Origin of the sequence: Nocardia sp. NPDC006630 (assembly GCF_040611495.1) — a bacterium.
In the GTDB taxonomy this organism is placed as follows: Bacteria; Actinomycetota; Actinomycetes; order Mycobacteriales; family Mycobacteriaceae; genus Nocardia.
In genome coordinates this window covers 1-24,815 of the sequence record NZ_JBEXOK010000010.1, presented here as the reverse complement: position 1 = coordinate 24,815, position 24,815 = coordinate 1, and the positions used below count along the sequence as shown (strand labels likewise).

Below are 24,815 nucleotides of genomic sequence, written 5' to 3'. Positions count from 1 at the left end.
TCACTCACGGTGGTCCTCCCGACGGATGCGCACGAGGTGGCCGGGCGTGGTGCCGAGCTGCACCAGCACATCGGCCCCCGGGGAATTCATGGGCAGCCATACGACCCGGTCCGGCATCTCGGTGATGACCAGGGGCAGGGTGATATGACCGTGATCGTTGCCGACCGTCACCGGATCGCCTGTGGTGGCGCCGATTTCGGCAGCGGTATCGTGCGAGAGCCGCACCACCGGCGGGCGGGCGGTGCCGGCCAGATTGGGTTCACCGTCCTGCAGGCGGCCGCGGTCGATGAGCATGCGCCAGGCGGCAAGCACGGCGGTGCCCGAGACCGCCTGCGCGAGCGGTTGCGGCGGCAGCGCCGGGGTGGTGGCGGCCGGGCCGTCCCACACCCCCATATCCGCCAATTCGGCTCGGGCACTTGCCACATCGGGCAGTCCGAGCCGCACGCCCATCTCCTGGGCGATGGCATCGAGGACACGGTGTTCCGGCATGGGCGCGGATTCCCGGCGCACGGTCGAATCACGCAGTGCCGCATCGAATTGCCGGTGGCGGCCCTCCCAGGTGAGGAAGGTGCCGGCCTTCTCCATGGCCGAGGCCACCGGGAAGACGACATCGGCGCGCTCGCTGATATCGCTGCCCCGAAGTTCCAGGCTCACCACAAAACTCGCGGCGTCGATGGCGGTGAGCGCGGCATGTGGATCGGGCATATCGCCGACCTCCACGCCGCCGATGAGCAGTGCGCCCAGCGTCGGTGCGGCGGCAAGAATGGCAGCGGTATCGCGGCCCGGAGCAGTCGGCAGCTCTCCGACACCCCAGGCATTGCGAACCTGTTGGCGCGCAACAGGATCAGCGACCGGTCGGCCGCCCGGCAGTAGCACCGGCAGCGCACCCGCCTCGAGCGCACCACGTTCACCGGCACGCCGCGGAATCCAGGCCAGCCCGGCCCCGGTCTCATCGGCCAGGCGCGCGGCCGCCGACAACCCGCCGGGGATGCCGCCGAGCCGCTCGCCGACGATGATGAGCGCATCGGGCTCGCGCAGCATGGTGGCGACATGCTGCAGATGACCGGGAGCGATGGCGACAGCGGCGGAATCGCCCGTGCGGATGGCCTCCAGGAGATATGCCTCCGCACCGGGCGAGGTCGGCAGCAGCGTGCCGTTCATGCGCTGCAACCCGCGCGTGGTGAACGGCGCGAGCGAGTAGATCTCGGTGCCGCGCTTGCGCGCCGCCTTGCGCAGCCGCAGATAGATCATCGGCGACTCTTCTTCGGCCTCGAACCCGGCGAACAATACGATCGGCGCCCGCTCCAGCGCCGCGTAGTCGACGGTGATGCCCTGCCCGGCAATGCGGGCGGCGAGGAAGTCGGCCTCCTCCGCGGAGTGCTCGCGGGCGCGGAAGTCGATGTCATTGGTATCGAGGGCGACCCGCGCGAACTTGGAGTACGCGTAGGCGTCCTCCACGGTGACACGACCGCCCACCAGCACACCGGCATTGCCGTGCGCTGCGGCCAACCCGCGTGCGGCGGCCGTGATGGCCTCCGACCACGAGGCGGGCTGCAGCGTCCCGTCCCAGGTGCGCACCAGCGGGGTGGTCAGCCGATCCCGCTCGGTGGCGTACTGGAATGCGAATCGTCCCTTGTCGCAGTTCCATTCCTCGTTGACCTGCGGATCGTCACCGGCGAGGCGGCGCATGACCTTGCCGCGGCGGTGATCGGTGCGCTGTGCGCATCCGGAAGCGCAGTGCTCGCACACGGCCGGACTGGACACCAGATCGAAGGGCCGCGCCCGGAAGCGGTAGGTGCTGCCGGTGAGCGCGCCCACCGGGCAGATCTGCACGGTATTGCCGGAGAAGTAGGAGTCCATCGGCTCCCCGGCGGCAATGCCGACCTGCTGCAGCGCACCACGATCCATCAGCTCGATGAACGGATCACCGGCCACCTGCTGCGAGAAGCGGGTACAGCGGGCGCAGAGCACGCAGCGTTCCCGGTCCAGCAGAATCGCCGAGGACAGCGGAATCGGCTTGGGGTAGGTGCGCTTCTCACCGTCGAACCGCGATTCGGCGCGACCGGAGGACATGGCCTGGTTCTGCAGCGGGCATTCGCCGCCCTTATCGCACACCGGGCAGTCCAGCGGGTGATTGATGAGCAGCAGCTCCATCACCCCCTCCTGCGCCTTGGCGGCGGCGGGGGAGGACAGCTGGGTGCGGATGACCATGCCCTCGCTGACCGTCTGCGTACAGGAGGCGACCGGCTTGCGCTGCCCCTCCACATCGACCAGGCACTGCCGGCAGGCGCCGACCGGGTCGAGCAGCGGGTGATCGCAGAAGCGCGGGATCTGAATGCCGACGAGCTCGGCGGCGCGGATCACCAGGGTCCCGACGGGCACCGAAACCGTTGTGCCGTCGATGATTACGCTGACCATATCGGCAGGCGTCACATCGCTGGTATTGGAGTTGACTGTCTGTGTCATCGCGCTCCTTCAGCCCAGACGGTGGACCGGGCCGGGTCGAACGGGCACGCGCCGAGGCGCAGATGCTCGACGTACTCGTCGCGGAAGTACTTGAGGGAGGAGAAGATCGGGCTGGCCGCACCGTCACCGAGCGCGCAGAAGGATTTGCCGTTGACGTTGTCGGCAATGTCCAGCAGCTTGTCGAGGTCGGTTTCGTCGCCCTGCCCCTTCTCCAGCCGTTCCAGCAGCTGGACCAGCCAGTACGTGCCCTCACGGCACGGTGTGCACTTACCGCAGGATTCGTGGGCGTAGAACTCGGTCCAGCGCAGTACGGCGCGCACCACACAGGTGGTGTCGTCGAAGATCTGCAAGGCCTTGGTGCCCAGCATGGATCCGGCAGCGGTCACACCCTCGTAGTCGAGCGCGACGTCGAGGTGCTCCGCGGTGAAGATCGGAGTGGAGGAACCGCCCGGGGTCCAGAACTTCAGGGTGTGCCCCGCGCGGACGCCGCCCGCGTGTTTCAGCAACTCCCGCAGGGTGATTCCGAGGGGCGCTTCATACTGCCCCGGTCGCGTCACGTGACCGGAGAACGAGTACAGCGTGAAGCCCGGCGACTTCTCGGTGCCGAAGGACCGGAACCACTCCACGCCATTGGCGATGATCGCCGGTACGGAGGCAATGGATTCCACATTGTTGACCACGGTCGGGCAGGCGTAGAGACCCGCGACGGCCGGGAACGGGGGACGCAGGCGCGGCTGACCGCGACGGCCCTCGAGGGAATCGAGCAGTGCGGTCTCCTCACCGCAGATGTACGCACCCGCGCCCGCGTGCACCACGATCTCCAGGTCGTAGCCCGAACCCTGGATGTTCTGGCCGATATAGCCTGCGGCATAAGCCTGTTCGACAGCAGCCTGCAGCCGGCGCAGGACCGGCACCACCTCGCCGCGCACATAGATGAAGGCGTGTGAGGCGCGAATGGCGTACGACGCGATGATCACACCCTCGATCAGGGTGTGCGGGGTCGCCAGCATGAGCGGAATGTCCTTGCAGGTACCCGGTTCCGACTCATCGGCATTGACCACCAGGTAGTGCGGTTTGGTCACGCCGTCGGGGCCCGGGCCCTGCGGGATGAAGCCCCACTTCATACCGGTCGGGAAGCCCGCGCCGCCGCGTCCGCGCAGACCGGAGTCCTTGACGGTGGCGATGACCTCGTCGGGCTGCATGCGCAGCGCCTTCGGGAGCGCGCGGTAACCGCCCTGGCGGCGGTAGGAGGGCAGCGTCCAGGAATCGGGCTCGGCCCAGTGCTTGGACAGGACCGGGGTCAGTGTCGTCACTTGACGCCTCCCTCGGTCGAATCCTGCTCGGCCGCATGCAGTCCCGCGAGCGTGGCCGGACCGGCGACGCCGTCCGTGGCACCCGGGCGCGCATCCGGATAGCCCGCGAGAATGCGCGCGGTCTCCCGGAAATTGCAGAGCGGAATACCGCTGCGGGACCCGGTGACCGGGTCACCGCGGCGCAGCGAATCCACCAGTTCCCGTGCCGATTCCGGCGTCTGATTGTCGAGGAACTCCCAGTTGACCATGATCACCGGCGCGAAATCGCACGCCGCATTGCACTCGATGTGTTCGAGGGTGACCGCACCATCGGCAGTCGTCTCCCCGTGCCCGATGCCCAGGTGCTGCTTCAGGTCCGACATGATCTCATCGCCGCCCATGACCGCGCACAGCGTGTTCGTGCAGACGCCGACATGGAAATCGCCGGTGCGGCTGCGCCGGTACATGGAGTAGAAGGTGGCCACCGCGGTCACCTCGGCATCGGTCAATCCCAGCTGCTCGGCACAGAATTCGATGCCGGTGCCGGAGACATAGCTCTCCACCGATTGCACCAGATGCAAAAGGGGCAGCAGGGCCGAGCGCGGATGCGGATAGCGCTCGATGATCTCCTTCGCCTCCAATTGCAGGCGGTCGTGCACCTCCTGCGGATACGGAATGGGGCGCACGGTCAGGTTCAGCAGAATCTCTGTCATCGGTCCACCCCGCCCATCACCGGATCGATACTGGCCACCGAGGCGATGACATCGGCGAGCAGACCGCCCTCGCACATTGCCGCCACCGCTTGCAGATTCGTGAACGAGGGGTCGCGGTAGTGCACCCGATACGGGCGGGTGCCGCCGTCGCTGACCATGTGCACACCCAGCTCACCGCGCGGCGATTCGACCGCCACGTAGACCTGACCGGGCGGGACCCGCATGCCCTCGGTCACCAGCTTGAAGTGGTGGATGAGGGACTCCATGGAGGTGCCCATGATCTTGGAGATGTGCTTGGGGGAGTTGCCGAGACCGTCCGGACCCAGCTCCAGGTCCGCGGGCCAGGCGATCTTCTTGTCCGCCACCATGATCGGGCCCGGTCGCAGCCGGTCCAGGCACTGCTCGACGATCTTGAGCGACTCCTTCATCTCGTTCACACGGATGAGGTAGCGGCCGTAGCAGTCGCAGCCGGTATCGACCATGACATCGAAGTCATAGGTCTCGTAACCGCAGTACGGCTGCGCCTTGCGCAGATCGTGGGGCAGGCCCGTCGAGCGCAGCACCGGACCGGTGATGCCCAGCGCCATACAGCCGGTCAGGTCCAGCACACCGACATTGCGGGTGCGGGCCTTCCAGATGGGATTCTCATTGAGGAGAAGTTCCATATCCCGCAGGCGCTTCGGCAGCAGCTCCAGCAGCTCGCGCACCTTGGCGACGCCGTCCTCGGGCAGATCCTGGGAGACGCCGCCGGGCCGGATGTAGGCGTGGTTCATGCGCAGGCCGGTGATGTTCTCGAACACGTCGAGGATGAGTTCGCGCTCGCGGAATCCGAAGAGCATCGGCGTCAGCGCACCCAGCTCCATACCGCCGGTCGCGAGCGCGACCAGATGCGAGGAGATGCGGTTGAGCTCCATGAGCATGACGCGAATGACGCTGGCGCGCTCGGGAATATCGTCGGTGATGCCGAGGAGCTTCTCCACACCCAGGCAGTACGCCGTCTCATTGAAGAACGGCGACAGATAGTCCATGCGGGTGACAAAGGTGACGCCCTGCACCCAGCTGCGATATTCCAGATTCTTCTCGATACCGGTGTGCAGATAGCCGATGCCGCAGCGGGCCTCGGTGACGGTCTCGCCCTCGATCTCGAGAATCAGGCGCAGCACCCCGTGTGTGGAGGGGTGCTGCGGGCCCATATTCACGACAATGCGTTCTTCGGCGGCGCCGTCCAGGGCCGCGGAGATCTCATCCCAGTCATTGCCGCCGACGGTGATCGTGCGCTCCGGGCGCCGTGCGGGCTCCGGATTCGACTGGTCCTGCTGACTTTCGAATACGTCCGTGTCGTTCATTAGTGGTACGCCCTCCGCTCGTCGGGCGGCGGGATGCGCGCACCCTTGTACTCGACCGGGATCCCGCCGAGCGGGTAGTCCTTGCGCTGGGGGTGACCGCGCCAGTCGTCGGGCATCGAAATCCGGGTCAGCGAGGGGTGGCCGTCGAACAGGATGCCGAAGAAGTCGTAGGTCTCGCGCTCGTGCCAATCCGTGGTCGGATACACGGAATACAGCGAGGGGAGATGCGGATCCGCGTCGGGGACCGAAACCTCCAGGCGCACCCGGCGATTGTGGGTGATGGAGTTCAGGTGGTAGACCGCGTGCAGTTCGCGGCCGGTGTCCTCCGGGAAGTGCGCGCCGTTCACGCCGAGGCAGAGCTCGAAACGCAGAGCCTCGCTGTCGCGCAATGTCTTCGCGACCACCGGCAGGTGCGCGCGGTGCACGTGCAGGGTGAGTTCGTCGCGGAAGACCACGATCTTCTCGATGACATCCGCGAACGCGATGCCGGCGCCTTCGAGCGCACGGCTCAGCGCCGTCACCAGATCGTCGAAGTAGCCGCCGTACGGAGGCGCGCTGCCACCGGGCAGGCTGACGGTGCGCACCAGCCGGCCGTAACCGGAGGTGTCGCCGGTGCCGGTGACGCCGAACATGCCCTGGCGGGTGCTGATCACCTCATCGGCCGGAGGCTGCCCGGATTCGATTGCGGCAGTCTCGATCTCGTCCGGAGTGGACTCGATGTCCCGCTCGGACTCGGCGGGTGGCTGCACGGTCGCCTCCTCCGGAGGGCTTTCGGTCGGTGAATCGAAGCTCATCGCAACAGCCCCTTCATCTGAATGGTCGTGGGGCTGGCGAGCGCGGCGGCCTCGGCGGCCCGCACGGCTTCCTCGCGATTGACGCCGAGCGGCATTTCCTGAATCTTCTCGTGCAGCTTCAGGATCGCGTTCAACAGCATCTCCGGCCGCGGCGGGCAGCCGGGCAGGTAGATGTCCACCGGCACGACGTGATCGACGCCCTGCACAACGGCATAGTTGTTGAACATGCCGCCCGAGGATGCGCAAACACCCATGGCCAGCACCCATTTGGGTTCGGTCATCTGGTCGTAGACCTGGCGCAGGACGGGGGCCATCTTCTGGCTCACCCGTCCGGCGACGATCATCAAATCGGCCTGGCGCGGCGAGGCGCGGAACGCCTCCATGCCGAAGCGGGCGATATCGAATCGTCCACCGCCGGTGGCCATCATTTCGATCGCGCAGCATGCCAGGCCGAATGTTGCGGGCCAGAGCGAACTCTTGCGCAGATAGCCCGCGAAATCTTCCACCGTGCTCAGCAGGAATCCGCTGGGCAGTTTCTCCTCGAGACCCATGTCGAACTACATCTCCCGGATCGAAACACCCCGCACAGGGCGGGGTGCAATGTTTGGAAACCCCTGTACGCCACTCAGTCCCAGCTGAGTCCGCCTCGCCTCCACTCGTAGGCATAGGCCACCGAGACGTTGAAGACGAACAGCGCCATCGCCGCCAGCCCGAACAGGCCGAGCGAATCGAAGTGCACCGCCCACGGGTAAAGGAACACGATCTCGATGTCGAAAATGATGAACAGCATGGCGGTGAGGTAGTACTTCACCGGAAAGCGTTGTCCACCAGTGTTTCCCGGGCCACCGCCGACAGCGTGCGGCGTCGGCTCGATACCGCACTCGTACGGTTCGAGCTTGGCCCGGTTATTGCGTTTGGGGCCGATCAGGGCCGCCAGAAATACGGAGAACACCCCGAACGCGGCAGCTACCGCGCCGAGGACAAGCGTCGGCACCTCGATATTCACAACAGCACTACCCCTCCTGGTTGCAACCTTGCGCAGGGGCGATGACGCCCCGGACGGCCCGGATTTTCGGAGATCGGGCATGGCGGCGATTGATACCGTCAGCCAGGCTCGTGTGAGCTAGGGCACAGCCTACAACTCACGCGACAAGATACATGACGTTTCGCGAGGCCGTTTGATTCAATTCGGAACGGTCTTTCATGACCGATTCGACGGAATCGCGAATGTCACGTGACACAGATATCCCCAGGTCGCGGGGAGGGGAGAACTCAGGCCGCGGAACGGTTCCGCAGTACGCCGAGTACGGCGTCGGTCAACCGGATCGGATCCAGCGGATGCGAGACAGCCGCATCGGCCCGCGACCAGTTCGCCAGCCAGGCATCATCCGGGCGACCGGTGAGCACCACAATCGGCGGGCAATTGTCGATTTCATCCTTGAGCTGCTTGGCCAGACCGAGCCCACCCGTCGGCGCGGATTCGCCGTCCAGGATCGCCAAGTCCAGCTTGTGAGCATCCATGTGCTCCAAAACCACAGCGCCGGTAGCCACTTCGACATATTCGATGGGCGGCAGATCCGGATGCGGCCGTCTGCCCAGAGCCAGCATCACCTGGCTCCGAGTATCGGCATCATTGCTGTAGACGAGAACCCGCAGCGCGGCGGGACGCTTGGCATCGACCACGCACCGGATGGTACGGGTTAGCTATGGGTGCTGGTGGCAGGTTCGCCCGAATCCCTCCGCGCGTCGGGGCGAACCAGACATCCGGAACAATTCAGCAATCGCCGCAAGTTGTGAAATTTTCGGAACGTGCCGATGCGCATCGGCATACGCGGGGTGATGCCGCGCCATGCTGGTTGGGTAGTTCCGTCCGGTGAGAGACCTGTCGAGCAAAGGAAACAAGCAATGCCTGCTGAAGTCGTGGATGCCGTGGTGGTCGGAATGGGGCCCGGCGGTGAGGACGTCGCGACACGGTTGGCGCAGGCCGGATTGACGGTGGTCGGGGTGGAGGGGCGGTTACTCGGGGGCGAATGTCCGTACTACGCGTGCATTCCCACCAAGATGATGGTGCGTGCGGCCGGAGCGCTGCAGGAGGCACGACGGGTGAATGAGCTGGCGGGGTCGGCGACGGTGACCCCGGATTGGGCGCCGGTGGCGGCGCGCATTCGCGACGAGGCGACCGATAATTGGGATGACACGGTCGCGGTCGAGCGGTTCGAGAAGGCCGGCGGGACCTTTGTGCGCGGGTGGGGCCGGATCTCCGCGCCGGGTGAGGTGACTGTGGCGACCGATGGGGGAGAGCGGGTCTTTCGGACAACCCGGATAGTGCTCAACCCGGGTACCGCTCCGGCTGTTCCACCGCTGGCAGGTCTCGAGGGCACGCCCTACTGGACCAATCGGGAGGCCGTCACCACCACCGAGGTCCCGCGCTCGCTGATCGTGCTCGGCGGCGGACCGGTGGGTGCGGAATTCGCGCAACTCTTCGCACGCTTCGGCGCGGACGTGACCGTCATCGTGCCGCGCCGGTTGCTGCCGCAGGACGAGCCCGAGGCCGGTGACCTGCTGGCGAAGGTCTTTGCGGACGAAGGCATCACGGTGCGCACAGGTGCGCACGCGGCAAGCGTGGCGCACGACGGTGCGAACTTCACCGTCGAACTGGACAATGGGCAGTCGGTGCACGCGCAGCAGCTGCTGGTCGCCACCGGCCGTCGAACAGACCTGTCGGCCTTGGGAATCGGCGCGCTCGGCCTGGACGAGACCGCGAAGACCCTCCCGGTCGATGAGCGCATGCGCGCCGCCGACGGCGTCTGGGCCATCGGTGATGTGACCGGTCAAGGGGCCTTCACGCATATGTCGATGTACCAGGCCCGCATCGCCGCGCAGGACATTCTCGGATCCTCCGACGAAACCGCGCAGTATCGAGCTGTCCCGCGCGTGACGTTCACCGACCCGGAGGTCGGTGCGGTCGGCCTCACCGAGGCGCAGGCACGCGCGGCGGGCCTGACCGTGCGCATCGGAAGCGTCGATGTTCCGACGACCACGCGCGGCTGGATTCACAAGGCTGGCAACGAGGGATTCATCAAACTGATCGAGGATGCCGACCGCGGCGTCCTCGTCGGCGCGACCTCCGTGGGACCGCAGGGCGGCGAGGTGCTCAGTGCCTTGAGCGTCGCTGTCCACGCCGAGGTGCCGACCAGTACGCTGCGCCAGCTGATTTTCGCCTACCCGACCTTCCACCGCGGCATCGAAGCCGCCCTCGATGCACTCGCTGCCGGTTAGGTATCGCCCCGTAATCGTTGCTGTTCACCGGCCCGCAAACGCGCGATCCTGAGAGGCATCGATATCCGAGCAAATGGGCGGTGGACGTATGCGGATTTCGGAGATACTGCGGCGTAAAGGGCCGGGTGTGGTCACGATTGCACCCGATGCCACAGTGCGTGAACTACTGCGAGTGCTGAACGCGCACAATGTCGGCGCGGTGGTGGTGTCGCCGGACGGAGTGCTCATGTCGGGCATCGCCTCCGAGCGCGACATTGTGCGGCGACTGCACAGCAGAGGGGCCGAGCTATTGGATGCACCGGTATCGGACATCATGACCGCGGCGGTGCATACCTGCTCACCCGAGGATCAGGTGGAGACACTCAATGCCACGATGACCGAACATCGGATCCGGCATCTTCCGGTGCTCAGCGAGGGGCGCATGGTCGGCATTGTCAGCATCGGGGATGTGGTGAAGAGCCAGATCTCCGAGCTGGAAGAGGAGCGCGAACACCTGGTTCGGTACCTACACGGGTGAAAACCGTTGCCTCTCGCCGATGTCAGCTGACATCGGCGAGGGTGCGTGCGCCGGTGGCCACATCGGTGGCGGTGGCCAGGTCGAGGTGGAGTTCGAGGTCCGGGGCGGTGGCGGCGCCGTCGTGGTGGGTGATGCCCGCATCAGTGATGACGTAATGCAGCGTGGTCTCACCGATGTGCACGGTGGCGGTACCGGCCGGGAGCAGTTCGGCCACAGCGCGTCCGAGCGGGAGTGCGAACCAGTGTGCGCGGACGGCGTCGGTGGCGCGGCGGTCGCCGAGCAGCTGTGTGCCCCAGATCGAGAGCGCGTCGAGTGCGGGGCGTAATGCCGTGCCCGCCTCGGTGAGTTCGTAGACCGCGGTCGCGGCGCGGGGGCCGACGCGGCGGCGGGTGAGGATGCCGTCGCGTTCCAGATCCTTGAGCCGGGCGGCAAGCACATCGGTGCTGATACCGGGCAGGTCGGCGAACAGATCGCTGTATCGGCGCGGGCCGGAACACAATTCGCGGACGACCAGCAGGTTCCAGCGGTCGCCGACAATGTCGAGGGCGCGGCTGACGGTGCAGTAGTGGTCGTAGCTTCGGCGTGACACGTCTCCCACTGTAACCTGGAACTTGGAAAAACAAAGTGCAAACTTGGAAATTCCAAGTAGAGTGTGGCTCAACCGCATTCAGAAGGGACGTCCATGCAGGTCAAGCAGTCGAGCAAGCTGGCGGGTGTGTCGTACGAGATCCGCGGACCGGTGGCCGAGCACGCGGCCCGGCTCGAGGCCGAGGGCCATCACGTGGTCAAGCTCAATACCGGCAACCCGCTGACGTTCGGATTCGAAGCACCTGCGGACATGTTGCAGGACATGATTCGCAATCTGCCGTCCTCGAGCGGGTACTCGTCCTCGAAGGGTCTGCTGTCCGCGCGGCGGTCGGTTGTGCAGTACTACCAGACCCTCGGCGTCGAGGATGTCGACGTCGAAGAGGTTTTCCTCGGCAACGGCGTCTCCGAACTGATCATGATGGCCATGACGGCGCTGCTGGAGAACGGTGACGAAGTACTCGTTCCCGCACCGGATTTCCCGCTCTGGACTGCGGCCACGGCGCTCAATGGCGGTAAGCCCGTGCACTACATCTGCGATGAGCGCTCCGACTGGTTCCCGGATGTGGCCGATATCGAATCCAAGGTCACCGACCGCACGCGGGCCATCGTGCTCATCAATCCGAACAATCCCACCGGTGCGGTGTACTCGCCCGAGGTGGTGCGGCAGGTGCTCGAGGTCGCGCGGCGGCACAACCTGGTGGTGTTCTCCGACGAGATCTACGACAAGATCCTCTACGACGACATGAAGCACACGGCGACCGCTTCGCTCGCGCCCGACCTGTTGGTCCTGACCTTCTCCGGGCTGTCGAAGTCCTATCGGGCCGCCGGATTCCGTTCCGGGTGGCTGGTGGTTTCCGGGCCGACGCAGCACGCGCAGAACTATCTCGAAGGCCTGACCATGCTCGCGGGTCTGCGCCTGTGCGCGAATGTGCCTGCGCAGCAAGCCATTCAGGCGGCGCTCGGCGGGCATCAGAGCATTTTCGATCTCACCGCGCCCGGCGGGCGGCTGCACGAGCAGCGTGATCGCGCGTGGGAGGCCCTCAATGCCATTCCCGGCATCTCGTGTGTGAAGCCCAAGGGTGCGCTGTACGCCTTCCCGCGCATCGATCTCGAGATGTACCCGATCCACAATGACGAGCAGTTCGTGCTGGACCTGCTGCTGCAGGAGAAGATCCACATCGTGCAGGGCACGGGCTTCAACTGGCCGCGCCCCGACCACTTCCGGATCGTGACGCTGCCGCACGCCGATGACCTGGAGGCGATCATCGAACGCATCGGCCGCTTCCTGGCCACCTACCGGCAGTGACGGGCGGCGCGAAAAAATATCTCGAGAAATGTCCGGAGATACGTCGAAGTGATGTGATGGGCTCCGACCAGTAGGTGAAAGCAGGTCACCAACTCGTCAGGAGCCCATCATGAGCACCACCGTCACCACCTTCCTCTGGTTCGACACCCAGGCCGAGGAGGCCGCGGAGTTCTACACCACACTGGTCCCCGGTTCCCGGATCACCGATATCTCGCGCGGCCCCGATGGCGCGGCCTTCATCGTCTCCCTCGAATTGGCAGGTCACTCCCTGACTCTGCTCAATGGCGGCCCCGCACACCCGCACACCGATGCCGCCTCCATTCAGGTCGTCGTCGACGGCCAGGAAGAGGTCGACCGCCTCTGGGACGCCTTCACCGCCGAGGGCAAGCCCGGCCCCTGCGGCTGGCTCACCGACAAGTACGGCCTGTCCTGGCAGGTGGTTCCCTCCGGCCTCCCGCAACTCATGGGCGGCACCGATCCCGCCCGCAGCGCCGCCGCTTCAGTCGCCCTGCGCACCATGTCCAAGATCGACCTGAAAACCCTGCAGGACGCCTACGACAACGCCTGAACCAGCACACCGCATTCGGCCGGCCCGGAAACACCCCGGGCCGGCCGAATCATGCGATACCTATTTCTGAGCTATTCAGGGCTATTTCAGGGCGACGCGTGCACCGCCCGAGAACATCGAGTCGTGAAACTCGACGGTGGCCGGGACCGTGCCCTTGGGAACATCGAACGGGATGCTCACGGAAATCTTGTTGCCCGGATTGATTTCGGCGGTGAGGTCTCCGTTGGCCGCAAGCTCGGCCGAGGTGTCATTGCTGTACTGCTTGCCCTGATCGTCGATCAGCTTCTGATTCTCACCGAAGTAGCTCTGCGCCTTGTCGCCGATATTGGTGATGGCGACATGTACGAGGACATACTCGCCCTGCGCGGTCTTGCGCAGGATCTCATTGTCCCCGACTGTCGCGACGGGCGGGTCGACCGCGGTAACAGCGAAGGCGAACTTGCCATCTCGCACTTCCGAGCCTGCCGCCGCCACCGCCGTGCTCTTGTCGGTGCTCTTCGAAACCTCGTGTGCGGCAGTGCCGACCAAGGCGAAGCACCCACCGAAGAACAGCACGACCACAGCGAGCAGAATCCAGGGCCAGAGCTTCCGCTTCTTTCTGGGCGGCGGGGGATACCCCTGCCCGTACATCGGCGGACCACCTGGAGGCGGAGGTACCGGCTGATTCGGAATGGACATGGGCAACCTTCAATTCAATGTTCGCGCAAGGGCCGACCCTTCCCTTGCGGATGGATCGATCAATGTTGCCAATTATGAACCAGTTTCGCGGAATTGATCGCAGATCGAATTACCGAGAAGGCTGCTTGGTGTTTAAAAGGCCTTACAGGAGTAGATATTCGGACATTTACCCCGTAGGAAACCCTCTGGCATCTAATTATTAGCTGATGCGCGGCGGCTGAGGCATATTCCCAGGACCAGTAGGGCCGTGATGCCCCCGCAGATCAGGACCGTGGAGGGGGAGGTGCGGTCCAGGAGCAGGCCACCGGCCAGGGCGCTGAGGGAGAAGGTTGCCTGGAAGGAGGCGGTGAAGAGGACGGAGGAGACTTCGGCGTGATCGGGGACGGCGCGGGCGAAACAGGTCTGCAGGATGACCGGGATGCCGCCGTAGCCGATGCCCCAGAGGAGCAGCAGGGCTGCGGCGCCGAATTCCGCTCGGCCGAGTATCGGCAATAAGAGCATGGCGGCTGCCATCGCTGCGGCTGCGGAGATCAGTGCGGCGCGAGGGTGGTTGGTAATCATGCTGCCGCCCAGGGCATTTCCGGCGATTCCCGCGATGCCGTAGATCAGCAGGAGGGCGGTGACGCTGCCGACGCCGGTGACCTGTTGCAGGAATGGCGTGATGTAGGTGTAGCTGCCGAATTGTGCGAGGACGATGAGAAAGGTGGTGAGCAAGGCGAATCGGGTGCCGGGGGCACCGAGGCCTGCGCGCAATGTCGGCCAGTCGAGGGCCTGCTGTGCGGGGAGTGCGGGCAGGGACCACATCAGCAGTACCAGTACCGCGGCCGACAGGATGCCCAGCACCACGAAGGCGGTGCGCCAGCCCGCGAGATTGCCGACGAATGTGCCTGCTGGAACGCCGAGTACCGAGCCGAGCGGGACGGCCGCGAAGATGATCGTTGTCGCGCGGGCCGTCGATGCCGGTGGCACCAGTCGCTGCGCCAATCCTGCTGCGATGGACCAGTATCCGCCGATGGTGATGCCGAGCAGGACTCGGGACGCGAGCACCAGCCAGAACTCCGGTGCGAGTGCGGCAATCACATTGGCGGCCAGCAGAAGCAGCGTGCAACCGCACAGCAGCAGCTTGCGATCGATACGCGCCGCCGCCACCGTGACCACGGGTGCGGCGATCGCTGCGAGGAGGCCGGGCATGGTCATCATCAGTCCGGCCATGCCGTCGGAGACGGCGAAGTCCGAGCCGATGGAGGTCAGCAGCCCGATGGGCAGGATCTCCGTGGTTACGATCGAGAAGATCCCCAGCATCACCGCGACGACGCCGAGCCAGCGGATTCTTCCGGATCTGGTTGCGGGAGAGGGCGCAAGAAGTATGGACACAAGGTCCAGTCCAGCAACTCGCGCGCCCGATCACCGGCGGGTCTGCGCCACCATAGTGGGCCGGCCTCAGCGGTCCGGACCTCGATCGCGGTAGTGCGGATTGCTGTACGGCCGGCGAGGTTCGATGGTTCTGAGGTCCTCGGGGTTCAGTGCGAAGCGGCGAGGTCCGGAGTGCAGCGGACGGGATGGGTCAGCGCCCGCGGCGCCGGAGCGGCGGCTGGCGGTATTGATGATTTGCAGCGTGGCGACCAGGAAGTCCATCAATTCCAGGCCCAGCGGACCGGTGTAGTCGTAGTCCGAGAGTTTCCGCAGCTCCTCGGCAAACCGGATGCGCAGCCGACTTGCCTCCTCGGAGGCGTAGGCGCCCTCGGCGATGCGCTGCGCGTCCCGCGCAATGGCATTCAATCGATCTGCGCTGTAGGTCATCTCGCGCCTGCCTTCATCGGCTGGTGCCACCACAGCCGGATTTCAGGGTACCGCGTTCACGATGCGAGCAACGCCGCTCCGCAGGGTTCGGGTGCACGCACATCGGCCTCTCGACAGCGGTTTACGCACTGTCGAGAGGCCGAATGCTGTTGCTCAGGAAGGGTTGGTCTCCTGATCGAGCGCGTCGATCAGAAAGCCGAGCGAGCCCTTGAGCGCCTCACGCTGCGGCTCGTCGAGGCGCGCCATGGCCGCTGCGAAGCGTTGAATACGGGCGGAGGTCAGGCCGGTGACCAGATCGTGAGCACGGGAGGTTGCGCTCAGGAGTTGGGCACGGCCATCCTCCGGATCGGCGTCGCGGACGATATAGCCCGCCTTCTCCAAACCGGTGACCATGCGCGACATGGTCGGTGCGCTGACACGTTCGACATTCGCCAGATCGCTCAGTCGCATCGGCCCGCCGCGCGCGACCGAAGCCAGGGCCGAGGCGGCGCCGGGGCTGAGCTGACCCAAGTCACCGGAGGTGCGGAGCAGCCGCAGCAGGCGGCCGATCGAGTGGTAGAGATCGGCCGCCTCCGTGAGCTGATCGGGGTCGGCGACACCCGTGGACTGTTGCAGCGTGGCCTCCTCGATCATCGGGTCAGATTCCCGCGCGGTCGGCTTCGATGAGTTCCTCGGTCTCATCGGCAGCCTTCCCGCTGCCGGCGAACCACGAAGCCACTGCGCCGATCAGCATCATAAATGCGGCGACCAGGAATACGACGATCAGACCCGAGTGGAACGGGCCGGAGATCAAGTGCGGGAAGAACTCCTGACCGGTGAGGACATCGCTGTTCACACCCGGCTTGTCGAGAGTGCCGCTGGGGCCGAGCAATTCCTTGAACGGGTTGTAGCCCAGGAAGGTCGCGAACAGGCTGCCCACCGGGGGCATATCCGCAACCTGACCGGCGACCTGCGCGGACACGCCCTGGCTCTGCAGACCGGAATTCATTGCGCCCGGAAGGGTTCCGGACAGGCCGACGATCATGAGCGAGAAGAACACACCGATCGAGAGCGCCATGCCGCCGTTCATCAGCGTGCCGCGCATGCCGGAGGCGACGCCACGTTGCGATGCCGGCACCGCGCCCATGATCTCCGCGGTGTTCGGCGAGGTGAAGATGCCGGTGCCGAGGCCGTTGAGCAGGATGATCAGTCCGAACAGCCAGTAGTTGAAGTCGACCGGGATGATCACCAGCAGTACGAAGGTGACCGCCGCCAGCGTCAGGCCGCCGGCCGCGAACAGCCGGGGGCCGTACTTATCGCTGAGCCAACCCGAAACCGGGCCCGCCACCAGGAATCCGACGGTCAACGGCAGCATGTAGATACCGGCCCACAGGGGAGTGGATTCGAAGTCGTACCCGTGCAGCGGCAACCAGATGCCCTGCAGCCAGATGATGAGCATGAACTGCATGCCACCGCGTCCCAGCGATGCCATCAGGCCGGCGAGGTTGCCGAGTCCGAAGGCCCGGTTGCGGAACAGCGACAGCTGGAACATCGGCTGGCTGACCTTGGATTCGATGTAGCAGAACAGCAGCAGCAGTGCGATGCCGCCGAAGACGCCGGCGAGCACCCACGGGTTGCCCCAGCCGGTCTTCGAATCACCGTACGGCTGAATGCCGTAGGTGATGCCCGACAGCAGTGCGGTCAAGCCCAGCGCGAAGGTGAGGGTGCCGGGGATGTCCAGCGATCCGGGCGTGCGGGTGCCGGTGTCGTGCAGCGAGCGGTACGACCACACGGTGCCGAGGATGCCGAACGGAATGGTGACCCAGAAGATCGCCTTCCAGTCCCACTCCGAAAGAATGCCGCCGATGAGCAGACCCAGGAACGAACCGGCAACGGCCGCAACCTGATTGATGCCCAGCGCCACACCGCGACGGTTGGCGGGGAAGGCATCGGTGAGGATCGCCGCCGAGTTGGCCATCAGCATGGCGCCACCGACGCCCTGCACCACACGCCAGCCGATCAGCCACAGCGCTCCGGCCCCGTGCGTGAACGGATCGAAGGACAGGGCGATCGCACAGAGGGTGAACACCACGAACCCGAGGTTGTAGATCTTCACCCGGCCGAACATGTCGCCGAGCCGCCCGAACATGACCACCAGTACCGCGGAGGTCAGCAGGAAGCCCATGAGCAGCCACAGCAGGTAGCTCACATTGCCGGGTTCGAGCGGATTCAGGTCGACGCCGCGGAAGATCGCGGGCAGCGAGATGATCACGATCGACGAGTTGATGGTGACCATGAGCATGCCCAATGTGGTGTTGGACAGCGCTACCCACTTGTAGTGCGGATGGTCCCGGTCGACGCGAAGGCGCCGGCGAATGGTCTGGACATCATCTTTGTCCAGATCGGTGGTCGGTGCCGCAGCCAACTTAGCCTCCCAAAAACGCAACTTACGAACTTGTCCAATATAGTTGCATGAGGCTAACTAACGAAATGGTGGGCTGCCTCACCCCTGCTGACCAGGCGAAATATGCGGTGGAGTGAGCTGACCGTGCAGTGAAAGCCGGTATGGGGAGTTGATCGAGCCTTATGCGGGCAGGTGGGTGCCGGTGAGGCGCTCCGCGACATCCCAGAGCCGGGCGCTCACCTTCTCATCGCGTGCCCGGCGGGTGATCTTGGCGGGGCCGGACGGACCGACGAGGCCGAATCGTCCTGTGGGGCCGTAGTATTCGCCGCTGCGCGCCGACGGATCACCGGCCGCGTACAGCAGGGGTTCCGCACCCTGCTCGACATCCTGTGAGGGCAGGATGGGCAGACTGCCGAGCAGGCCTCGTGCGGGCTTGTCGCGGCCGATGCCGGCTCCGGCTGTTTGCAGATTGGTCCGGGTGTAGCCGGGATGCGCGGCGGTGCTGCGCAGGTTCCAGCCGCGCTCCCCGGCGATCTCGGCCAGGCGCACCGACAGGATCAGGTCCGCGAGCTTCGACTGGGCGTACGAACGGGTCGGGCTGTAGCGGCGCTCCCACTGCAGATCGTCGAAATTGATGCGACCGAAGTTGGCGGTGCCGCTGCTCATGGTCGTGACGCGGGGATTGTCGGCGCGAAGCAGTAGCGGCAGCAGGTACATGGTGAGTGCGAACGGGCCGAGAAAGTTGCTGCCGAACTGCAGCTCGAATCCGTCTGCGGTGGTGTGCCGATCCGGCGGAGCCATGACGCCGGCGTTATTGACCAGTACATCCAACGGTGCGCCCGCGGCGAGCAGATCGTCGGCGAAGCCGCGCACCGACGCGAGATCGGCCAGGTCGATACGGCGAACCTCGAGCTTTGCGGCGGGGTGCCGACGCAGGATCTCCGCCTTGGCCTGCTCACCCTTTTCCGGGGTGCGCACCGCCATGATCACCTGCGCTCCGGCGGCGGCGAGACGCGCCGCGGCTTCCTTGCCGGTTCCGCTGTTGGCCCCGGTGATGACGATGGTCTTACCGGTCTGATCAGGGACTTCATACATGGTGAGCTCCTTGTCTGGAATAAAAGACCGTCGGTCTTTAGCAGTCTCGACATTAAGAGACCGGTGGTCCGTTGTCAAGAGACCGATGGTCTGAAATACTCGGCTGCATGGTCCACTTCCAACGAGCACGCAGCGACGAGCAGCGAGAAATGCGCAGACAGGCAATCCTGGATACGGCCGCGGACATGCTCGCCGAGATGCCCGTTGTCGATCTCGGGCTCAATGAGCTCGCCCGCCGGGTGTGCCTGGCGAAGTCGAATGTGCTGCGCTACTTCGAATCCCGGGAAGCGGTCCTGCTGGAACTGCTCGACCTGCGCTACCGCGACTGGATTGCCGCCGTGACACCGCTGCTGGCCGATCACGCCGGTGATCTGCGCACCCGCCGCGATCGGCTGGTCGCCGCGCTGGTCTCGTCGCTGGCGAAGGAGCCGATGCTGTGCGATCTCGTCAACGCACAGGCCGCGATCCTCGAACGCAATATCTCGGCCGAGGTCGCGGCCAGGTACAAGCACAAGATGCTGGATGCCACCGCCGGCCTGGTCGCTCCGGTCGAACGCCTCGTCCCGGAGTTCGGCGCCGACGGTGCGATGAAATTCTGTGCGGCAGCACTGCTTTCGGCAGGAGCGCTGTGGAGCCACAGCAACCCTGCCCCCGCCATGCTCGCCGCTTACGAGCAGCACCCCGAACTGGCCGCCGCCCGCCTGGAGTTCGTGCCGATCCTCACCGAGCTGCTCGAGGTCCTGGCGCGCGGACTACTGACCCGGGACTGAGGGGCGCAAAGCCCAACTCCCGCAACGCTTCAGTACCTTGATGTCGGTAGTTTTCGAAACGATCGATCAGGGGAGGGGCAGGCAATGCCTGTACCGAATACGCGGGAGGACCGTTCCGAACTCGAACGGGCTGTGGTCACCAGGCTCATCCAGGAGCTGCAACCGGGGTGGAAGTCCGCGCAGCTGTGGGTATTTTCGGTCGGCGGATTCCGGTATGCGACGGTTGAAACGAGATACGGGCTGGTGAAGACGGTGCGCTCCGAGCCGTCGGAGGCCCTGTGGGCGATGCTCGCCGAGCACAAGCGGGTCTCTTATGACCAGCGCACCGGGACCTGGATGAGCGGTCACATCATGACCGACGGGGACGAATTCACGTGCGCCTTTCACAACGACGGCGCCCCCGAGGGCATGCCGCCACTCGACCATCACGACTATCGGCGCGAGTTCGAGCTGTATCCCCGTGTCCTCGCACATGTTCCCGGGGCGATCAAACAGCTCGATGGTTCGACACTGCTCATCGAGCCCATTATCGAAGACTTCTCCCTGACGGATGTCGATGCCGCGACGCTCGAGGCCGAAGTGCTGAAGGTCGTGCTGCCGGTGCTGCCGCGCAAGTGGACCTTCGCGTACGTGTGGTTCTCGATGGTGGGCGGCGAAGGCCATGCGGGTATATCGGTGACGGTCGGCAAAGACGCGATACAGAATCTGCAACCCCCGGACGCGATGCTCGCGCTTCTGACCCGGCTCAAAAAGGCCGCATACGATCCGCGAACGGGCACCTGGGTCAGCGGGCGGCTCGAATTCAAACCCGGGGGCCAATACCGTTCCCAGTACTCCAATAGCGAGACGCCGGAATGGGTTCCGGCTCCCACCGTGGCCGAGTACCGGCATGAGTTCGAGGCCTATCCGCGCGATCCCAGCGCGATCCCCGAGCGAATTCGCGGCCTGCTGATATGACCTGAGGTCTGGTTACCTCGAGCGGCGATCTGGTGCCGATGAGCACATTTGGCTACTCGGCGCTGAGAGCTTGTGCCAGTGCGGCATAGGCAGGTTTGGGTTGGAGGTCGGTGGTCCAGAGGAGTTCGTCGCCGGGGCTCGGGGGATAGGCGCCGGGGTCGGCGGTCGAGCCGTAGCGGTCGGTGATGCCCCAGGTGGAGAAGGAGGTGCAGCTGGGTTCGGCGCGGCAGGCGCGCAGGCTTTCCGCGTATTGATCGGCCTGCACCGCCGAATCCTCGCCGTGGATGTCGGTTTCGGAGATGCGGGAGGCGATGCCGAGGGCTTGCAGGGCCTGGATATGACGGCGCAGGGCGGACTGGTCGAGGTGATCGCCGGACTCGTGGATGTGGTTCTGGAAGCCGACGCCGTCGATCGGCACATTGTCCGCGACGAGTCGTTTCACCAAGGCGTACAGCGCATCCCAGCGCCTGCCGTCCGCCTCGATGCCGAATTCGTTGAGGTACAGCTCGGCGGCCGGGTCGGCGGCCCGGGCCGCACGGAAGGCATGTCCGATGTAGCTCTCACCCATTGCCTGCATCCAGAGATGTTGGCGCAGACCGGGTTTGCCGTCCGCGTAGTCGCTGTCCTCGACCGACAGGGGTTCGTTGACGACATCCCATTCGGCGACCCGGCCGCGATAGTGGCCCGCAACGGTCGCGATGTGGTCTTCCATCACCCGGCGCCGATCCTGCGCCGGCGTATGAGTCATCCAGCGCGGATTGGCCTCCCCGAAGACCAGCGTATGGCCATGGACCGACATGCCGTTGCGTTCGGCGAATTCCACCAGGGTGTCGGCCTCGGTGAAGTCGTAGACACCCGGTTGCGGATGCACGAACTGCGGTTTGAGTTCGTTCTCGGTGGTCAGCATGGAGAACTCGCCGGCGGCGATACTTCGATAGGCGGCATCGGTCGACAGTGGTCCGGCACTGACCGCTGCGCCGATACGCAGCGGCGGCCGCTGCGGGATAGCCTCCGCCAGAGTGCGCAGCGATTCCCGCGGTGCGGGTGATTGCGCGAGATCCGGAGCGTCCCGCACCTCTACCTTGCCGCCGTCGAGACCCTGGGCCGACAGCGCGGACAATGTCCACCCGGGACCTCCGGCCGCCGCGTCCGCACCGAACCACACTGTGCCGGTGGCGAATACACCGGAATCCGGCAACTCGCCGAGCTCGCTGCCGTCTGCCGATATCCGCAACCTGCCGCCCCGGTGTTCGAGTGCGACCGAATGCGGGCCGAACTTCGCCACCTCGAAGGTCCGTTCGGTGACCGGTTCGGCGCTCATGCCGTCCCACACCGCCACGTGCAGCGAACCTGCGTCCAAGCCGAGGCGCACCGCGCGTCGCTGCTGCCGCCATTCGTCGAAGACGACCGGAACTTCGCCGTAGAGGTACAGATATGCACTGTGGTCCCCGACCTGCCGCCACCCGGAAGCTACCTGGAAGTCACCCCGCACCTCGAGGAACGGACCCCGCAGATTGACCGGCGGGTTCGGCGACCCGCCAGTTCCGTCCTGTTCGACGAGTGCCCGGCCCAGCGGGGAAATGTGAATACCATCGGATTCCCTGCGCGCTCCGGCGAAATGACTCCAATCGCGTCCGGCCAGCAGATCACTCGGAGTGCTCTGCTCCTGCGCCTCGGCCCCGCATGCGGTAACGGCGAACATCGCCACCGTCGCCAGGACGGGCAGCGCACAACCTCGAAATCCCTGCCGTTCACCGATCATCGGTCAGATTCTCCTCAGCGCGCATGAGGGAATCATGAGGTTGTCAGACGCAATCCGCGCCCTGACTGCGCGGGTTCAGCCGGACGTGAGGTGGTGGCGCAGGAGGATGGCGAGTTGGGTGCCGGCGCAATCGAACGGGTGGCTCGATTGCAGGGCGCGGCTCTGCACTATGGCGCCTTCGATGGTCAGTAGGAGGAGCGCGGCCATCGAGCAGGCGGGGGCGCGGTCGATGCCGGCGGCGATGAGGCCGTCGGCCAGGCGGGCGGTCCATTCGGTGAAGGCCTGACCGGCGGCGGATTGCACGGCCGGGTCCTGTCCGTAGAGGGCTGCGGCCATCATGAACGAGCCCACGCGATAGTCGCTGGACTCCAAGGGATTACGCCAGTAGGCGAACAGTTCGTCGAGCCAGCCCTCCAGAGAGGGGGCGGTCGCGAGCGCGTCCGCCATCCGGCTCACATGCGAATAGCCCATTCGGGAAACGGATTTCGCCGCTGTTCCCACCAGCTCCTCTTTACCCAGCGGAAAGTGCTGGTACAGCGAATCCGGTGAGGCGTCGCTGCGTTCGAGCAGTTCGGTGAGCCCGGTGGCGTGCACCCCATGCTCCATGACCGTCAGGATCGTGTTCAGAATCAGTCGGGCGCGCGGTCCGGCGGGCATGGAGCTTCCTCGATCTCGATGTGTTCAGTAGCGGCCGAAGGCGAGCGCGACATTGTGCCCACCGAAACCGAACGAGTTGTTGATCGCGTACTCGATGTCCTGACGGCGAGCCTCGCCGTGCACGACATCAAGGTCGATCTCCGGATCCTGGTTCTCCAGATTCAGCGTCGGGGGCACGATGCCGTCCCGAATGCTGAGGACCGTGAGGATCGATTCGAGCGCCCCGACGGCGCCGATCGAGTGGCCCAGGGCGGATTTCGGCGCGTACACCGAGGCGTGGCCGACTCCGGCTCGGTGAATCGCGTTCTTCTCGGCGGTGTCACCGATGGGAGTGGCGGTGGCGTGCGCGTTCACGTGCGTGATGTCCCTGGCCGACAGACCGGCGGTCTGCAGGGCCCGCGTCATCGCCCGGCCTGCCCCGGCGCCCTCCGGATCCGGCGCCACCAGGTGGAATCCGTCGGAAGTGATGCCCGCACCCATAAGTCGCGCGTGGATCGTCGCACCCCGGGCCTTGGCGTGCTCCTCGGTCTCGATGACCATGAGCGCACCCGCTTCGCCGAAGACGAAGCCGTCGCGATCCCTGTCGAAGGGCCGGGAAGCGCCCTTCGGATCGTGATTGCGGGTGCTCATGGCCCGCATCATCGAGAATGCCGCGATCGGCACCGCATCGATATAGCCCTCGACGCCACCGGTGACGGCGATATCCGCGTCGCCCATGACGATCATGCGCCACGCGGTGGCAATGGCCTCCGAACCCGAGGAGCACGCGGACACCGGAGTGATCACTCCCGCACGAGCTTTCAGTTCCAGACCGACCACGGCCGACGGACCGTTGGGCATGATCATCTGCACGGCGAGTGGCGAAATCTTGCGGTAGCCCTCGCTTTTCAGGCGATCGTTCGAGCTGACAACGGCATCCGCGCCGCCGAGGCCGGTGCCGATGGCGACGGCCAGCCGCAGCGGGTCGACGTCCGGGCTGCCCGCGTTCTTCCAGACCTCGCGCCCCATGACGGTGGCCAGCCGCTCGACATAGGACATGCGGCGGATCTCGACCCGGCTCAGCAGCGTGTCCGGGGACACCTTGAGGTGACCGCCGATGTGTACCGGAAGGTCGTAGTCGGTGATGAAATCGTCGGTGAGCGTGTCGATACCGCTCTCGCCGTTGAGAAGGCCCTTCCACGTCGCATCGACATCGCTGGCGATAGAGGTGGTCGCCGCCATGCTGGTGACGACGACGCTGGGGAATTTTCCGTTCGAGCTGAAGGGGTTGGTCATGACGACCCGCCCGCTATTCGCCGTGGCTCTCTTCGAACTTGGACTTGAGTTCCGCCGCGAGCTCGGAGTTCTCGACCTCCATCTTCTGCACGTAGGCCACCGCGTCACCGACGGTACGCAGGCTGGTCAGGTCCTCGTCCGGAATCTTGATGCCGTACTTGTCCTCGAGCTGCACGGCGATCTCCACCAGCGACAGCGAATCGATGTCCAGGTCGTCGACGAAGGACTTCTCGATCGTCACCTCGGCGGCCTCGATACCGGTCACTTCCTCGACGATCTCGGCAATGCCCGCGACGATCTGTTCCTGCGTGGTTGTCATAAATATCCCCTAGCTCGTTGCGTTGGATACCGATAGTCCACCTGCTCAGCGCACCGCATGGCCGGCGACCGGTTGGTTCTCTCAAACCGATTGCCGCTCAACGTCTTTTGCTTCGACTACCGCTGCCAAACTTATAGACCGCCGCTGCCTCTTCGGGGAGTTTCGGATTAACGGTGGATCCGGTCTCGGTGTGGGTTAGTTTCCGGTTGGGTGGATCCGGCCTTCGAAGGTGATCGCGAAGGCGTTGAGC

General features: G+C 65.3%; 25 protein-coding genes. 6 read left to right on the top strand and 19 right to left on the bottom strand.

Annotation, left to right across the window (positions count from 1 at the left end; all coding sequences use genetic code 11):
• The 8 genes from ABZX86_RS28430 to ABZX86_RS28395 form a co-directional block, all read right to left on the bottom strand.
• The gene (locus ABZX86_RS28430; RefSeq protein ID WP_355127729.1) at nucleotides 1-2,466 is read right to left on the bottom strand and encodes an NADH-quinone oxidoreductase subunit G; all 2,466 of its coding nucleotides are present in this window, start codon (nucleotides 2,464-2,466) and stop codon (nucleotides 1-3) included.
• A complete protein-coding gene (nuoF, locus tag ABZX86_RS28425; protein WP_355127728.1) occupies nucleotides 2,463-3,779 on the bottom strand; it encodes an NADH-quinone oxidoreductase subunit NuoF in 1,317 nt (438 codons plus the stop codon). The genes ABZX86_RS28430 and nuoF overlap by 4 nt, the downstream gene beginning before the upstream one ends.
• Nucleotides 3,776-4,471, bottom strand: a complete 696-nt coding sequence (gene nuoE / locus ABZX86_RS28420) for an NADH-quinone oxidoreductase subunit NuoE (protein ID WP_355127727.1) — start codon at nucleotides 4,469-4,471, stop codon at nucleotides 3,776-3,778. Before nuoE ends, nuoF begins: the two co-directional genes overlap by 4 nt.
• Complete coding sequence (nuoD, locus tag ABZX86_RS28415) at nucleotides 4,468-5,817, bottom strand: NADH dehydrogenase (quinone) subunit D (RefSeq protein ID WP_355127726.1); 1,350 nt, start codon at nucleotides 5,815-5,817, stop codon at nucleotides 4,468-4,470. Before nuoD ends, nuoE begins: the two co-directional genes overlap by 4 nt.
• A complete protein-coding gene (locus ABZX86_RS28410) occupies nucleotides 5,817-6,611 on the bottom strand; it encodes an NADH-quinone oxidoreductase subunit C (RefSeq protein ID WP_355127725.1) in 795 nt (264 codons plus the stop codon). The genes nuoD and ABZX86_RS28410 overlap by 1 nt, the downstream gene beginning before the upstream one ends.
• A complete protein-coding gene (locus ABZX86_RS28405) occupies nucleotides 6,608-7,162 on the bottom strand; it encodes an NADH-quinone oxidoreductase subunit B family protein (protein ID WP_327139455.1) in 555 nt (184 codons plus the stop codon). The genes ABZX86_RS28410 and ABZX86_RS28405 overlap by 4 nt, the downstream gene beginning before the upstream one ends.
• A 74-nt stretch (nucleotides 7,163-7,236) precedes the next feature.
• Nucleotides 7,237-7,617 carry an NADH-quinone oxidoreductase subunit A gene (locus ABZX86_RS28400; RefSeq protein WP_327139456.1) on the bottom strand — a complete coding sequence of 127 codons (381 nt, stop codon included), beginning with the start codon at nucleotides 7,615-7,617 and terminating at the stop codon, nucleotides 7,237-7,239.
• 266 nt (nucleotides 7,618-7,883) lie between these two features.
• Nucleotides 7,884-8,219 (bottom strand): hypothetical protein, encoded by a 336-nt coding sequence (locus tag ABZX86_RS28395; RefSeq protein ID WP_297617196.1) that lies wholly within the window; start codon nucleotides 8,217-8,219, stop codon nucleotides 7,884-7,886.
• 297 nt (nucleotides 8,220-8,516) lie between these two features.
• Between ABZX86_RS28395 and ABZX86_RS28390 the strand changes: the two genes are divergently transcribed.
• Complete coding sequence (locus ABZX86_RS28390) at nucleotides 8,517-9,890, top strand: NAD(P)/FAD-dependent oxidoreductase (RefSeq protein ID WP_355127724.1); 1,374 nt, start codon at nucleotides 8,517-8,519, stop codon at nucleotides 9,888-9,890.
• 88 nt (nucleotides 9,891-9,978) lie between these two features.
• The gene (locus ABZX86_RS28385; RefSeq protein WP_297617062.1) at nucleotides 9,979-10,407 is read left to right on the top strand and encodes a CBS domain-containing protein; all 429 of its coding nucleotides are present in this window, start codon (nucleotides 9,979-9,981) and stop codon (nucleotides 10,405-10,407) included.
• A 22-nt stretch (nucleotides 10,408-10,429) separates the two neighbouring features.
• Here the strand turns inward: ABZX86_RS28385 and ABZX86_RS28380 are convergent, their stop codons facing one another.
• The gene (locus tag ABZX86_RS28380; protein WP_355127723.1) at nucleotides 10,430-10,996 is read right to left on the bottom strand and encodes a helix-turn-helix domain-containing protein; all 567 of its coding nucleotides are present in this window, start codon (nucleotides 10,994-10,996) and stop codon (nucleotides 10,430-10,432) included.
• A gap of 93 nt (nucleotides 10,997-11,089) precedes the next feature.
• Between ABZX86_RS28380 and ABZX86_RS28375 the strand changes: the two genes are divergently transcribed.
• Both ABZX86_RS28375 and ABZX86_RS28370 read left to right on the top strand, forming a co-directional pair.
• Nucleotides 11,090-12,301: a pyridoxal phosphate-dependent aminotransferase gene (locus ABZX86_RS28375; protein ID WP_355127722.1), complete on the top strand. Its 1,212-nt coding sequence runs from the start codon at nucleotides 11,090-11,092 to the stop codon at nucleotides 12,299-12,301.
• A gap of 109 nt (nucleotides 12,302-12,410) precedes the next feature.
• A complete protein-coding gene (locus tag ABZX86_RS28370) occupies nucleotides 12,411-12,869 on the top strand; it encodes a VOC family protein (RefSeq protein WP_355127721.1) in 459 nt (152 codons plus the stop codon).
• A gap of 81 nt (nucleotides 12,870-12,950) precedes the next feature.
• On the opposite strand, the gene ABZX86_RS28365 is transcribed toward ABZX86_RS28370, so the two are convergent.
• From ABZX86_RS28365 to ABZX86_RS28340, 6 genes are all read right to left on the bottom strand, one after another.
• Entirely contained in the window at nucleotides 12,951-13,547 is a 597-nt protein-coding gene (locus tag ABZX86_RS28365) for a DUF4352 domain-containing protein (RefSeq protein ID WP_355127720.1), read from the bottom strand.
• A gap of 192 nt (nucleotides 13,548-13,739) precedes the next feature.
• Nucleotides 13,740-14,921 (bottom strand): MFS transporter, encoded by a 1,182-nt coding sequence (locus ABZX86_RS28360; protein ID WP_355127719.1) that lies wholly within the window; start codon nucleotides 14,919-14,921, stop codon nucleotides 13,740-13,742.
• A 66-nt stretch (nucleotides 14,922-14,987) separates the two neighbouring features.
• Nucleotides 14,988-15,347 carry a hypothetical protein gene (locus tag ABZX86_RS28355; protein WP_355127718.1) on the bottom strand — a complete coding sequence of 120 codons (360 nt, stop codon included), beginning with the start codon at nucleotides 15,345-15,347 and terminating at the stop codon, nucleotides 14,988-14,990.
• Nucleotides 15,348-15,500: 153 nt separating this feature from the next.
• Nucleotides 15,501-15,980: a MarR family transcriptional regulator gene (locus ABZX86_RS28350; RefSeq protein ID WP_327139465.1), complete on the bottom strand. Its 480-nt coding sequence runs from the start codon at nucleotides 15,978-15,980 to the stop codon at nucleotides 15,501-15,503.
• Between the two features lie 4 nt (nucleotides 15,981-15,984).
• Entirely contained in the window at nucleotides 15,985-17,628 is a 1,644-nt protein-coding gene (locus ABZX86_RS28345) for an MFS transporter (RefSeq protein WP_355128281.1), read from the bottom strand.
• Nucleotides 17,629-17,910: 282 nt separating this feature from the next.
• On the bottom strand, nucleotides 17,911-18,825 hold the full coding sequence (locus ABZX86_RS28340; RefSeq protein WP_355127717.1) for an SDR family oxidoreductase: 915 nt from the start codon (nucleotides 18,823-18,825) through the stop codon (nucleotides 17,911-17,913).
• A 149-nt stretch (nucleotides 18,826-18,974) separates the two neighbouring features.
• Here ABZX86_RS28340 and ABZX86_RS28335 point away from each other — a divergent pair, with 149 nt between their 5' ends.
• A complete protein-coding gene (locus tag ABZX86_RS28335) occupies nucleotides 18,975-19,595 on the top strand; it encodes a TetR/AcrR family transcriptional regulator (protein ID WP_355127716.1) in 621 nt (206 codons plus the stop codon).
• A gap of 285 nt (nucleotides 19,596-19,880) precedes the next feature.
• A complete protein-coding gene (locus tag ABZX86_RS28330) occupies nucleotides 19,881-20,552 on the top strand; it encodes a hypothetical protein (RefSeq protein WP_355127715.1) in 672 nt (223 codons plus the stop codon).
• 52 nt (nucleotides 20,553-20,604) lie between these two features.
• Here the strand turns inward: ABZX86_RS28330 and ABZX86_RS28325 are convergent, their stop codons facing one another.
• The 4 genes from ABZX86_RS28325 to acpM form a co-directional block, all read right to left on the bottom strand.
• Nucleotides 20,605-22,314 (bottom strand): endo-1,4-beta-xylanase, encoded by a 1,710-nt coding sequence (locus ABZX86_RS28325; RefSeq protein ID WP_355127714.1) that lies wholly within the window; start codon nucleotides 22,312-22,314, stop codon nucleotides 20,605-20,607.
• A 75-nt stretch (nucleotides 22,315-22,389) separates the two neighbouring features.
• On the bottom strand, nucleotides 22,390-22,971 hold the full coding sequence (locus ABZX86_RS28320; RefSeq protein WP_355127713.1) for a TetR/AcrR family transcriptional regulator: 582 nt from the start codon (nucleotides 22,969-22,971) through the stop codon (nucleotides 22,390-22,392).
• Between the two features lie 24 nt (nucleotides 22,972-22,995).
• Nucleotides 22,996-24,246 (bottom strand): KasA/KasB family beta-ketoacyl-ACP synthase, encoded by a 1,251-nt coding sequence (locus ABZX86_RS28315; protein ID WP_355127712.1) that lies wholly within the window; start codon nucleotides 24,244-24,246, stop codon nucleotides 22,996-22,998.
• Nucleotides 24,247-24,259: 13 nt separating this feature from the next.
• On the bottom strand, nucleotides 24,260-24,565 hold the full coding sequence (gene acpM, locus ABZX86_RS28310; RefSeq protein ID WP_355127711.1) for a meromycolate extension acyl carrier protein AcpM: 306 nt from the start codon (nucleotides 24,563-24,565) through the stop codon (nucleotides 24,260-24,262).
• Nucleotides 24,566-24,815 lie beyond the last annotated feature (250 nt).